Origin of the sequence: Methyloglobulus sp. (assembly GCF_040079455.1) — a bacterium.
Classification (GTDB): Bacteria; Pseudomonadota; Gammaproteobacteria; order Methylococcales; family Methylomonadaceae; genus Methyloglobulus.
The window spans coordinates 47,635-59,830 of sequence record NZ_JBEBKJ010000012.1; the positions used below are offsets into that span (position 1 = coordinate 47,635).

General features: G+C 45.3%; 11 protein-coding genes and 1 pseudogene. 8 read left to right on the plus strand and 4 right to left on the minus strand.

All coding sequences use genetic code 11. From position 1 onward, the window contains the following. Positions 1-461: 461 nt before the first annotated feature. On the plus strand, positions 462-1,568 hold the full coding sequence (locus tag ABL924_RS04750) for an O-antigen ligase family protein (protein ID WP_349025921.1): 1,107 nt from the start codon (positions 462-464) through the stop codon (positions 1,566-1,568). Positions 1,569-1,827: 259 nt separating this feature from the next. Here the strand turns inward: ABL924_RS04750 and ABL924_RS04755 are convergent, their stop codons facing one another. Then, complete coding sequence (locus tag ABL924_RS04755) at positions 1,828-2,640, minus strand: glycosyltransferase family 4 protein (RefSeq protein ID WP_349025922.1); 813 nt, start codon at positions 2,638-2,640, stop codon at positions 1,828-1,830. A gap of 68 nt (positions 2,641-2,708) precedes the next feature. On the opposite strand from ABL924_RS04755, the gene ABL924_RS04760 reads away from it, so the two are divergent. Next, positions 2,709-2,906, plus strand: coding sequence for a hypothetical protein (locus tag ABL924_RS04760; RefSeq protein ID WP_349025923.1), 198 nt, complete (start codon positions 2,709-2,711; stop codon positions 2,904-2,906). A 9-nt stretch (positions 2,907-2,915) separates the two neighbouring features. Here ABL924_RS04760 and ABL924_RS04765 read toward each other — a convergent pair whose 3' ends face one another. The 3 genes from ABL924_RS04765 to ABL924_RS04775 form a co-directional block, all read right to left on the minus strand. Continuing rightward, positions 2,916-4,409, minus strand: coding sequence for a glycosyltransferase family 4 protein (locus ABL924_RS04765; protein WP_349025924.1), 1,494 nt, complete (start codon positions 4,407-4,409; stop codon positions 2,916-2,918). 26 nt (positions 4,410-4,435) lie between these two features. Further along, on the minus strand, positions 4,436-6,127 hold the full coding sequence (locus ABL924_RS04770; protein WP_349025925.1) for a glycosyltransferase: 1,692 nt from the start codon (positions 6,125-6,127) through the stop codon (positions 4,436-4,438). Positions 6,128-6,401: 274 nt separating this feature from the next. Next, positions 6,402-8,210, minus strand: a complete 1,809-nt coding sequence (locus tag ABL924_RS04775; RefSeq protein ID WP_349025926.1) for an O-antigen translocase — start codon at positions 8,208-8,210, stop codon at positions 6,402-6,404. 273 nt (positions 8,211-8,483) lie between these two features. Here ABL924_RS04775 and ABL924_RS04780 point away from each other — a divergent pair. The 6 genes and pseudogenes from ABL924_RS04780 to ABL924_RS04805 form a co-directional block, all read left to right on the plus strand. Further along, positions 8,484-8,603 (plus strand): annotated as a pseudogene (locus tag ABL924_RS04780) (IS3 family transposase); the annotation flags it as partial. Further along, on the plus strand, positions 8,569-9,408 hold the full coding sequence (locus ABL924_RS04785; RefSeq protein WP_349025927.1) for an HAD family hydrolase: 840 nt from the start codon (positions 8,569-8,571) through the stop codon (positions 9,406-9,408). The pseudogene ABL924_RS04780 and the gene ABL924_RS04785, both read left to right, overlap by 35 nt. A gap of 102 nt (positions 9,409-9,510) precedes the next feature. Further along, positions 9,511-10,017, plus strand: a complete 507-nt coding sequence (locus ABL924_RS04790; RefSeq protein WP_349025928.1) for a DUF1993 family protein — start codon at positions 9,511-9,513, stop codon at positions 10,015-10,017. A gap of 197 nt (positions 10,018-10,214) precedes the next feature. Next, complete coding sequence (locus ABL924_RS04795; RefSeq protein WP_349025929.1) at positions 10,215-11,165, plus strand: DnaJ C-terminal domain-containing protein; 951 nt, start codon at positions 10,215-10,217, stop codon at positions 11,163-11,165. 6 nt (positions 11,166-11,171) lie between these two features. Beyond that, complete coding sequence (locus ABL924_RS04800) at positions 11,172-11,504, plus strand: chaperone modulator CbpM (protein WP_349025930.1); 333 nt, start codon at positions 11,172-11,174, stop codon at positions 11,502-11,504. Between the two features lie 64 nt (positions 11,505-11,568). Further along, positions 11,569-12,012: a host attachment protein gene (locus ABL924_RS04805; RefSeq protein WP_349025931.1), complete on the plus strand. Its 444-nt coding sequence runs from the start codon at positions 11,569-11,571 to the stop codon at positions 12,010-12,012. The last annotated feature ends 184 nt before the right edge of the window (positions 12,013-12,196 follow it).

Below are 12,196 nucleotides of genomic sequence, written 5' to 3' on the forward strand. Positions count from 1 at the left end.
AAATTACAGCTTATTGAGATGGGTATAACTTTTCAAATGTAGGGAGTTTCAATCCTCGCTCTCGGTGGGGGAGGGCTAGGGCGAGAGGGTGCTGTGCTTTATCCTACCACCCAACTTTTTTTCTAAGAGAGCAAGGGATTTTTGAATTTTTAGAGGTTTCGAATGTTATTGATAACTGCTATTATTTGGCTGATATTTGATATCCATTCGCTTAAACCTATGAGACAGCATTTTAAAGCCTTCGCATGAATTCTATAGCTGTAGTTTTTATATTGCTTAATGGTGTTATATTGTTAACAACTCCCCGGAGGTGGGCTGCTTTGCCTCTATTGGTTGGCGCTTGTTACATGACACTTGGGGATATTGTTACGTTTGGACCGTTTCATCTTCCCTCTCTCCGGATATTGATAGTTGTTGGTCTCCTGCGGCTGGTCATACGCGGTGAGCGTTTGGAGGGTCGGATGACCAGCCTCGACCAGCTGATGGTGGTATGGGCCACCTGGGCGTTGATTAGCAGTTTATTCCACAAAGACATTTTTGGAGTTTTAGTCAATCGGCTCGGCCTAGTTTATAATGCGTGCGGTATTTTTTTCTTGCTTCGTGTTTTCTGTCAATCGCAGGATGATGTAGTCAGATTGTGCCGCATGACGGCATTCGTGTTGATTCCACTTTCCATTGAAATGCTCGCTGAGAAAATGACTGGTCACAATTTTTTTTCTGCATTGGGTGGTGTGCCTGAAATTCCAGATATTCGCGATGGCAAGATACGTGCCCAAGGGCCGTTTGCTCATTCGATTCTCGCAGGGACGGTCGGTGCTGTATGCCTACCGTTAATGATTAGTCTTTGGGATCGGTATAGAAAAACTGCAGTTGCAGCAATTGGCGCATGTTTGGCGATGATTTTTGCGTCTGCCTCAAGTGGTCCAATCATGAGCGCCTCATTCGCCATTGTTGCATTGTTTATGTGGAGTTTACGCGATCACATGCGACTTATCCGATGGACTGTATTGCTGGGTTATATAGGGCTGGATATTGTGATGAAGGCACCTGCATACTATCTAATAGCACGCATTGATCTGACGGGCAGCAGCACCAGTTGGCATCGGGCGGCGCTAATTGAATCTGCCTTAGCGCATATTTCTGAATGGTGGTTGGTGGGTACTGATTTCACGCGTCACTGGATGGCTTACGGTGTCGCTTGGAGCGGAGATCATATTGATATTACAAATCATTACCTTCGTATGGGAGTAGATGGTGGATTACCTTTAATGTTTCTGTTCATCGCTATCCTGGCCAAAGGATTTTCCTTTGTTGGGCAGAAGTTACGGCAAGTGGATGGCTTATCCGCTGTCTCACCATTTATGATATGGACACTTGGGGCATCACTCTTCTCACACACTGCCTCATTCATATCGGTCTCTTATTTCGACCAGTCATTTGTGTTTCTTTATTTAACTCTTGCAGCTATTAGCTCCGGTTCTTTACAAACGACACTATTGCCCGTCAGCAAAGACTTGCGACCCAAACGTGACTACTTTAGTACTAACAGACCTAAAATGGTCAGTTAATGGATTGATGACAACCCAGGCGAGCTATACAAGAGGAAACTTCTAAAAATTCAAAAATGTTCCTTTTCCCTTTGGAAGAATATTTAACTTATTGATTTTATTATCCTAACAAAACCCTCTTCAGCAGTAGAGGGATCATGGCGACTTCTCAGTCCATTGTTTTTATTGATATGAAAAGTTATGTGGATACTTTACGCCCAAAGGAGGGTAGTGATAGCTTTACTTGAGGAAGATATCTTATATGCCAAAAATCCAAAGCTTACTGTTCTGCAATAACAGTTTCTAGTGCTCTTTCAAACAGACAAGCCGACTCCTCCATATCAAATTGTTGTGCTGTTGCATAGGCTTCTTGTGATAGCTTAGTCCATTCATTGGTGGGTAACTTGAGAATATGATGGATTTCGAGTGCGAGTCCCTCAGGATCTTCATGAGGTGCCAGCCGAAGTCCACCTCGCTCGGCCAACAGCGGGGCAATCCCCGTAGGGGTAGATACAATAGGGGTACGGCATGCCATAGCCTCAAGCATCGGTAGACCGAATCCTTCGCTACGGCTTGCGCATACCCACACATCGCATTGTGAATAGATGTCAGGAATTTTATTCTGAGCTGGAAGCACTTGGTACTCAGTCCATTTTGGCAGGGAGGGTCCTTTCTTCAAGCCCCTTTTCCACGAGTTACCGAAGGCGATGAGCCGTAAATCGGGAATTTCCTTTCTAAGTAACTCAAAGGCCTCGATGGCAATGTCCGAACCTTTGAAGCCTACATGGGAGAATACGAAGCCAACGGTTGGCCGAATGCACTTCTGCCGGGGCGGCGCACTAAAGTCTTGCGTATTCACGCCATTTGGTACGTAAATAGCCGAAGTGTCGCCGAACTCGTGTTCGGCAATTTCCTTCAACCACGGCGCTACAACGATTTTACGCATAGGATAAGTCCAAGTCTGCCTGACCTCATCCTCGTTAGAGTGGATAAATACCACCTCGAAATGTTGAAGAAGGTAGGCTTTTGCTCCTTTTGTAGGTGAGAGTGCCAACACTTCTTGGGCAGTTTTCCAATAGGTGGCGATGACCACATCAGCATCGGGGATATCCGCGTCGGTGACAGTGCGGTCTTCGGAGAGATAAATTTGCGGGACACTGAGTGCGTCGAGATGAGAGCGGGCATGGTCCCATCGAGCCGTACTGGAAATATTCGATAGTGCCGATGATATACGGTCACGTAGTGTCAGTGTCTGTGGTCGATGGACTGCAACTACGTCGTGTCCCCTCTGCATTAGTCGATGCGCGTATGTCGCAACTACGCGGCATCCACCGCCCCAATCCGCATAATTTAGGATAAATGTGATTTTCACAGCTCCTCACCGACTCTTAAAAACTCACCGTACGTTGCAGTCCTAAGCACTCGGGCGTGGTTGCTCAGGCTTATATCTGGATGAAAGCGCACAGCGGATTCGCTTATTAAACGCTGCCGTCCTTCAAGCCAAGTTTCACGATTAGTAATTAACGAACTTATAGCTGCGATAAGTGTTTCTCGGTTGACTTGACGTGCATAACTCGCCTCGCGCATTGTTTCCCAGTTCACCCGAAGTGGGTCACCGAGCGGGTTTGGGATCACATATCCACGTTCATTACTATCGCCAACTTGCTCACGAGCCCCACCAACTTCGCTAAGTACGACTGGGATTCCTGCGTATAGAGCCTCCATTGACGCTAGTGACCAGCCTTCGAAAAATGAGTTGAGTACGAAGCCGTCAGAAGCCGCTAACAACTGTGCAGGATTAGGCATATGGTCACGTAGATGTATGCGATCTTTGCAAGCTAGGCTTTTACGCAGCCTTAATAGTTGGGAAAAATACATCGGGTCATCGGGGCGACCGGCGATAACCAAGTGAGCTTCGGGATGTAGCGCAACGACATCCGCGAAGGCTGCAACTAGTCCGTACGTATTCTTTTGTAAGCAGTGGCGAGCCAATGATACAAACAGGTACTCATCTTGAATGCCCAGGTGCGAACGAAAGCTGTTCCGATCACAGGGAATGCGTCGTTCAGCATCCACACTGTTTGGAATTGTCACGATCCGCTCTGGGGGAAAGGCGGGATTGCCGTTGAGATATTGTTGGCGAACCAATTCACTGACGGCAACGATCCCTGTGAGTCGCTGGCTGCGCTCATTTTCTATCGCCCAGTCTGCGCCGAAGTGTGAATGCATGCCATGCAGCGTGTCAAAATATGGGATGGATAATCTGGTAGCAGCATCAAGAACCCAAGAAGGTGCGCCGTGAGCACTAATCACGTCTGGTCGCCAAGCTTCTAACCAGGGCATCCCCCTATCAGGGTCTAGCTCAACCGCTTCGACTCCGTATTCCAGCAACAATCGACCGAGTCGACCACTAGGTGTTCCATCAGGTGAACCCTCCATAGAGGCGTGCAACACCGCAGTCTGGATATTATAGCGGAGAAGGCCGCGTGCAAGGAAGACAACAACTTCGTCCATGCCTCCGGCATCTAAAGCGGAGGTTACGAGCAGACATTTCAGGCTCTTTTGAGGCTTCTTCGCCAAGGTGAGACTATCTGATGGATTCTTGACCGGAGGCAGAGAAATGATGCTCGCTTCTAAATTCTGTGGTGCCATTATGCTTATTTCAGCGGCATCCTTCATCTCGCGTCCGGCAATCAAGGGTTGTGACCAATCTGCAACGTCTTGAAAATCGGCTTTGTTTTCGACCAATTTTAGCAGCAGTAGACGCAATGGAGTGAGAATCACTGTAGGCAAGCGAATATTAAATCGTTGCGCTGTGAACGCGAGTGTTTTAAATATATTGCCAACCGTTTGTCGTATCATAACGCCCTTTCTCCAGTAGGCATGGATTAACCTCTTCGATATAAGTGTAATCTAAGCAACTCATGCCACCTCTGGAAATGTTGAACCAATTGGCCAGTGATGCCAAATCCGCGGTTAATCAATTTTCCAGTTCTACCCATAAGAGCGATCAAGAGTAGACGCCACGCTAGAAATCGATAAGGATCATGCTTCACGGCACACCAAGCGTACCGTAGGGCTGTTGCAAAGTCGCCGACTGCTTTCGACACAAAAGCAGTATGGCATAAGACTGTCCCCACATCATCATTCGATATAGATGGCGAGTTTGGTTTGCGCGCCTCAACATGCCATTGACTCAAGCTAATGTCCATGTCTGTCATTGTACATGTCGATGTAGGAATAAGTTTAGGGTTGTGCGTTAGAAGATCGGTTGTTTGGTACAGAGTCGTCAGGCGATCCAGCCAGCCGTTACCAACGTGATCTACCAACAATCGTTTCCGCAGAGTATCTCCAAATGCTGCTCGTTGTTCGGGTTCGCGGATCAATGCTTCCACACGCTTTATATATTCCAACTCATTTTTTGTATTGGGGAGTATATCTGTTAGAGCATCATCGTTAGCCACAAGCATGGGAAACAGCGGAGCGTACGCGGGAACAACCGGAAGGCCGCTTAATGCAGCTTCTAATAGTGCTGTCTGCGACCCAAAGGGAAAGCTCTCAAGATAAATATCCGCAGCCGAACGATATATTGAAGGATCGTCTATACTTCCCATGAAATGCAAACGATCGTGTAACGCACAATTTAAGAAAGGTGTTATCCCTACAGTTGATTCACCTACTACATACAGATGAGCATCCTGCTGACGATCAAGTAGTTTGTTAGCAGTCATCACGAAATCATAGACACCATATGGGCGATATTTTTCTGCTCGTCCGATGCTCAACAACATAATTTGATCTTCTTTAATCCCCAGTATGCGCCTAGCATCGCCCCGTGACATATTGTTTTTTGATTCCAATAGAGGAATAGGAATAACTTCAATGCAGGACGCAAATCTCCTTTCTGCAGTAAGTTCTGCGCCTAGCGTTCGCAAGTTGACGACCAAGTCTGCTACCGAACTGCCAAGCCAAAATAGATGGTCGCAATGGTCTATCAACACCACTGGTGGACATTCATGTGTTGCGAATGCAACCATCGAAATTACATCAGGACCAATTAAGTGCCATACAATCAAATCAGCGGTATTTCTCGCTAACGCACGCAATAATTGCGCTTTTTCATAACAGTTGCTAGGTGGTAGTGCCACTAAGCTACCGCCGCTGTTTTGAATTATCTCATAGTATTGTTTTGGTATCTCACCCACTTGGTCTATCAGTGCTAATGAATGGCATGAGGTACGGTCATTGTATATCCACTGGTATAACAATTGCCTATGTCCTCCCATTGAGAGTCCTGGGGTTACATGCAGAATTCGGCGACGTCCAGACATACGAATGCTTGGGAGCTTAAAGCTCTCTAATTCGGGACTATGTGCATCTAAATCTATTCCAATATTGAATGCCACATTCTCAATCGCTCCATCCGCGAATCGACCCGTGTGATAATATCCTGCAAACCACGCAGCCTTCTGCACCGAACTAAGCACTGTTTCCTGTTCTTTTTGGGGATTCATTGCCTGGATCTTCCTGACAAGCCATTCATAAGACGTACTGTTTGCCAATAGGAAAGATTTATTCATCGCTAGAGAAGTGTTTGTCGCCTCTTGTGACGAAAGTGGAGGTGGTATACTCATCAGGGATTTGATACGTTCAATTTGAATCTTAAGAAACTTAGTGCTAGACCTAAGATAGAGAAAACGGGGAATTCCATTTTATTCTTCGATCAAGAAGGAATGCGTGATTTGAGCTGAAAATAGCGTGTATGTCATATGGCTTGAGAGATGTTTATTTTTATGATTTGTTGTTTTTCAGTTCAATACATCCAGCTTGTTTCTGGATGGAAGTTATTAACACTCAAAAAATCGCCCCAAATAATGAGGCAAAATAATCAAGACCTGCCGACCAACCATAAGTCTTTTTATGCCAGTCAACCCACATAAAAAACGCAGTGCAGGCCATAAATGCAAATATTAACCACGTTATGATTGCCAACGGCCGGCTTGTCAAACGACCATCTACCATGGTTGTTTTGGCAATAAAGCCTAAGCCTTCGGATTCATGGGGGCTAGGAAGTGCAAGACGAAACCACCGCAGTAACTTTAGCACAGGACGTGGAATTTGGTCTAAGGAAATGAGGTTGAGGAGGGCTCGAATTGAGTAAACGCTGCTCAATAAGGTTGCCAATATGCCTAACCCTATAGATAACAAAGGCGGCAATATATAGAAGCTGGAAAAAACAACGGTAATCAAGCTAAGGAAAAGAAAGCTTGTCTGCAAAGTTTCAGATGACCAGCGAAAACCACTAAGTGGCCTAACAATAAGGTAAATCATAAGGACATGAAAAGCATACGATCCAAAAAATGCGATGCCGACACCATTCAAACCGTAAATGTTTACACATATCCACGCGAGACCAAGGTAGACAATAGTCCAAGCTAATTCGGAGAAGAAAAATAATTTTTGTGCATTTTTTGCGACGATAATGAACCCCATAGGCCAGGAAACCACACGAAGTGTCATTCCTAGACATAACCAACGAAGGAGTTCAACTGCACCTTCAAATTTAGAGGTATAAAAAAGTGATATGACCAGCGGGGCAAAGGTTAGGGTGGCTATTACTCCGGGACCCGCTAATAATAAGCTGACGTGAGCTTGCTCGTTTACGACTCGGTTGCACACGTTGTGGTCATTGACGATGGCGGTCAAACGAGGGTAAAAGTCTGTTCCCATAGACTGCAAAATAAGTCCGACATACAGTCCGCCGAGTGCCCAAGCTGATTGATACAAACCGGCTGCGTCGAAACCGACATTACGCACGACAATGATGCGTACCGCGTAGGCAGCACCGGACATCATCAGACCACTCGACATGAATGCGAAACCGAGTTTCAGCAAAGTGGCTTGTTCTTGCCCTACTTCGACGGCTGTCATCGAAGTTGTTTGTAATGTTATCTTCCGTCTATACCACCAGGATGTGGTTAGTGACATCGCGGCAACAAGTATGAGAGATGGCACTATGCCCTCTTCGTGAAGCACATAGACCAAGGGAATACTGATTAAAGTACCGAAAAGTGCCCCTAAAATTCCCATCTTAGCGAGATCAGATATTCGACGCGTCCCTTGTATTAATGCCCCTTGGCCAGCAGAGACTAAATTAAAAAAAACTGCTATAGATAATAATGCCACGCCACTGGCGTGTTTATCATTACCAAAAGTCAATATGGACAGTTGGGTGGAAAACCCAAATAGAAAAACAGCACCGAGCAATCCCAGAAAAATCGCTGTTCGCTGTAGTATTTTAGCCGTTCTTGCTATTCGGTCTGAATCACCCGAACCCACTGCCTCGGCAATCTGTCGCACACCACTACTATTAATGCCCATTCCGGCAATGCTCTGAGTAAGTTCAGTAATAGATCCATACAGACCTATTAAGCCAACTCCGGAAGGCCCCAATAGCAGTGCCATGGCCTTAGTGCGAGCAATCCCAATCGCAATATTAATCATCGAAGACCCGCCGATTAATGCCGAGGACTTTAAAATCTGGCCGTAGGTGTTTTTTTCAGGCGTAGCCGCTTCTGTTTTTTGATGTTTATCTTGCAAAGAAGTAGTCGAAATTTGATTGTCACCAGAATTTGGTGACTTATTTGAAATATCCTGATTCATTACACGCACGTTAAGAAATTTGAAAAAAGGTCGTTTTTACCGATCGTTGTAATTAACTCACGATTGCAATTCAAATCAGTTTGTTGAGTTAAAACTCGGTTCATTATCGCGCAGTTTTTGGCGAGAAGAAAAATTTTATAATGAAGATTGCCTTGTGGCTGATACAAATATTTACCTGATCACCCATAAGCATCCGCCATTTTTAAAGGCCTCATTGGCATTGGCGGAGTCCTTAGTGCGAGATAGGCGAAGCGGGGCAACAAGAGGCTTCAGGTGTTCGAATACATTGAAGTGTATTACAATCGCAAGCGGATTCACCCAAAACTGGGCTATCTCAGCCCCGTTACTTTTGAAGAAAATGAAACTAAAAAGTCGCTTATGGGGTGTCCATGAATTTGGGGCAAAATCAGCTATCTCTCATAACCTAGGTACGGTTAACCAAAAAATGAACAATTCGATTATTTATGCGCTGGATTTTGACGGCGTTATCTGTGACAGCGCGGTGGAAACGGCAATTACGGGCTGGAAAGCGGCTACTCGTATCTGGGGCGATATGCCCAAAGTTGTCCCTCAAGTGATGATTGATCGCTTTCGAGTGATAAGGCCGATCATAGAAACTGGCTACGAGGCTATTTTGACTATGCGCTTGTTGCATTTAGGAGAGTCAGTCGAAGATATTTACAGCGATTATGCGAGTAAGATACAAGCTTTGTTAGAAGGTAGCCAAATCACGGTAGCTGATTTGAAAACATTGTTTGGTGAAATCCGTGATGTTTGGATAGCTAACGATTTGGCGGATTGGATCGATATGAATCCCTTGTTCGTCGGTGTCGCCGAAAAGTTGCAAAAACTTGGGGAAGAGCAGCGCTGGTATGTGGTCACAACCAAGCAGGAGCGTTTCGTCAAACAAATTCTAAAAGCTAATGCGATAAATCTAGCGGACGGGCAGATTTTCGGGTTGGACCGCAACTTGAGTAAGATTGAAGTATTAAAGGGGTTGTTAAAAATCCATCCCAATGAAACGATTGTTTTTGTGGAAGACCGTCTGCCGACGTTGTTGAATGTTTTGAAAAATGATGGTCTTGTAAGTGTTAAACTAATTTTTGCGTTGTGGGGTTATAACACCGCCGAAGATAAGGCATTAGCGGTAAGACAAGATTTCACCTTGCAAGAGCTTGGAAATTTTCTGGAGTTATAGGAATCAACACAAACCGTTACGTCCTGAGCTTGTCGAAGGATTTAATAGATGATTAACGCTGAGAATAAGCAATAAATAAGCCACTAACCACTGGAGAAAATTATGTCGCTAAACATGTACCAAGCTTCCATTCCTGTTTTTATCCGTATGTTGGGGAATTTATCAGCGATACTCGACAAGGCACTGGCTCATGCTGAAGCTAAGAAAATCGATCCGTCAATTTTCTTCAATGCAAGGTTAACACCGGATATGTATCCACTTAGCCGACAAGTCCAAATTGCCACCGATATGGTTAAAGGTTGCGCTGCTCGGCTTGTGGGTATCGACGTGCCTAGTTATGAAGATAATGAAGCCACGATTGCTGACTTACAGATGCGTATCGCCAAGACTGTCGCATTTTTGCAATCTGTTAGCGCCGAGCAAATTAACGGCAGTGAAGAGCGGAAGGTCACGCTAAAGTTGCGCGGCAAAGAAGTCAACTTTATTGGTCAACCTTACCTACTTGATTTTGTGCTACCGAATTTATATTTTCATATCACCACAACGTACGCAATTCTACGGCATAACGGCGTAGACATAGGGAAAATGGACTTTTTGGGCAGTTACTAAATCCATCGCGTATTACTATTAGAGATTCCCTTAAATAGTCGTGACAGTAATATTGAAGTCTGATTTTGAATAAACGACATGGTATGAACTTACTGCAAGCCGTTCAATCTGTGCTTAAATGACTAACAAAAAGACATATTTCTTCCGCAGGGGATTTGTTAACAACTACTCCATTGTAATGGGCTAGAACATTCAAAATGCAATATAAAGATTACTATCAAATTATGGATCTTTCGCGTGATGCCAGCCAGGATGAGGTTAAACGCGCCTATCGAAAACTGGCACGCAAATACCATCCTGATGTCAGTAAAGAGTCGGATGCCGAGGCGAAATTCAAGGAATTGGGAGAAGCTTATGAAGTCCTCAAAGATCCTGAAAAAAGGGCGGCGTATAACCAGCTGGGGGCTAACTGGAAATCCGGCCAGGATTTCAAACCACCGCCCAATTGGGATGAGGGCTTTGAATTCAAAGGCGGTGGCTTCACTGGCAGCGATGCCGGCGACTTTAGTGATTTTTTTGAACAGATGTTTGGACGTGCTGGATTCCAGTCAGCAGGCACTGGACGGCAATCCAGTGAACACCTGCGTGGACAGGACAGCCATGCAAAAATCCATATTGACATTGAAGACAGTTATCATGGGGCAACACGCACTATTTCCTTAAGTACTCCTGAAATGAATGCCCAAGGCCAATTGCAGGTGAAGCATAGAAGCCTGAATGTCAAAATCCCTAAAGGCGTTAAGCCGGGGCAGCATATCAAGCTCGCAGGTCAAGGCAACCCCAGCGTGGGTAGTGGTCAGACAGGTGATTTGTTTCTTGAAATAGCGTTTAACAACCACCCGCTTTACCGTGTTTCCGAAACCGATGTATACCTTGATCTTCCTGTTGCCCCTTGGGAAGCGGCATTAGGCACTAAAATCAAAGTGCCTATGCCAGAAGGCAGTGTTGACCTGAAAATACCGCCCAATTCCAGGCAAGGCGGCAAATTACGTTTGGCTGGCCATGGCTTGCCGGCTAAGGTGCCGGGAGATTTTTTCGTCGTCCTGCAAATTGTCCTGCCGCCTGCCAACACTGAGCAAGCCAAAGCAGCTTACCAAAATATGCAGCAAGCACTTGATTTTAACCCACGCCAATCTATGGGAGGATGACAGCCAATGACCTCAGATGACCTATTATTAATTCATACCGGAACAATCATCGAGGATGATCCTTTGACACTAGGGCAGTTGTGTCGCGCCTGTGGCACCCATGCCGATTGGGTAATCAGTCTGGTCGAAGAAGGTATTATTGAACCGGATGGAAGAGAGCTACGTTTATGGCGCTTTTCAGGCGTAAATCTGGTGCGCGTACGTTCAGCCCTCAGGTTACAGCGTGATTTAGGCGTTAATTTGGCGGGTATCGGTTTGGCGCTTGATTTGATGGATGAGCTTGAAAATTTACGTACGCAACTAAAAATAGCAGGTCATGTCCAAGAACATCAGGTTTGACTGCTTAGAAAAATAAAATAAAAGGTTTTTTTATTACCCTTAATCTGCCCTGGAGAAAATAATAATGAAATCAACCTGGATACTCGTTGCTGATAATGTTCATGCACGCATTTTTACTGCTGATTCGCCCTCATCTTCACTAAACGAAATTGAAGGTTTTACCCATGCCGAAGGTCGTTTACATGACCGCGAAATGACGACTGACTTGCCTGGAAGAATTAAAAGCGCTGACGGTAGCGGCCATGCCCTTGAACAACCCACCGACCCGAAACAACATGAAGCAGACAACTTCGCTCATAGCATTGCCCACCATCTGGAAGCGGCACACAATACCAACAAATTTGAACAATTACTGATTATTGCAGAGCCTTCTTTTCTTGGTTTATTACGCCGGTGCTTACCGGAACACATTAAAAAACACGTCTGCTTCGAGCTTGATAAAAACATCACCACCCAAAGTGCCTCAGATATTCGCAAACACCTTCCCGACTATTTGCCAAACCTTTGATTGTAGGTTCATCCATTTTATGAAGACGGGTGGAGCGTAGCGAAACCCGTCAAATAGGGGGCTACAAACTGGCTAATAATATTTCCGAGAGTGTTTACGTAAAGATACATATATATTTCCGTTGGTACTCTAGGAAGGTAGTTGAATTAGTCAGGGCTACCCACAGCTTGATGGAAGCATTGAC

Bases quoted from the DNA above. Each gene is read 5' to 3' on its own strand.
- ABL924_RS04770 (WP_349025925.1), bottom strand. From the start codon at position 6,127: ATGAATAAATCTTTCCTATTGGCAAACAGTACGTCTTATGAATGGCTT.
- ABL924_RS04790 (WP_349025928.1), top strand. From the start codon at position 9,511: ATGTCGCTAAACATGTACCAAGCTTCCATTCCTGTTTTTATCCGTATG.
- ABL924_RS04765 (WP_349025924.1), bottom strand. From the start codon at position 4,409: ATGATACGACAAACGGTTGGCAATATATTTAAAACACTCGCGTTCACA.
- ABL924_RS04785 (WP_349025927.1), top strand. From the start codon at position 8,569: ATGAAACTAAAAAGTCGCTTATGGGGTGTCCATGAATTTGGGGCAAAA.
- ABL924_RS04795 (WP_349025929.1), top strand. From the start codon at position 10,215: ATGCAATATAAAGATTACTATCAAATTATGGATCTTTCGCGTGATGCC.
- ABL924_RS04800 (WP_349025930.1), top strand. From the start codon at position 11,172: ATGACCTCAGATGACCTATTATTAATTCATACCGGAACAATCATCGAG.
- ABL924_RS04750 (WP_349025921.1), top strand. From the start codon at position 462: ATGACCAGCCTCGACCAGCTGATGGTGGTATGGGCCACCTGGGCGTTG.
- ABL924_RS04805 (WP_349025931.1), top strand. From the start codon at position 11,569: ATGAAATCAACCTGGATACTCGTTGCTGATAATGTTCATGCACGCATT.
- ABL924_RS04775 (WP_349025926.1), bottom strand. From the start codon at position 8,210: ATGAATCAGGATATTTCAAATAAGTCACCAAATTCTGGTGACAATCAA.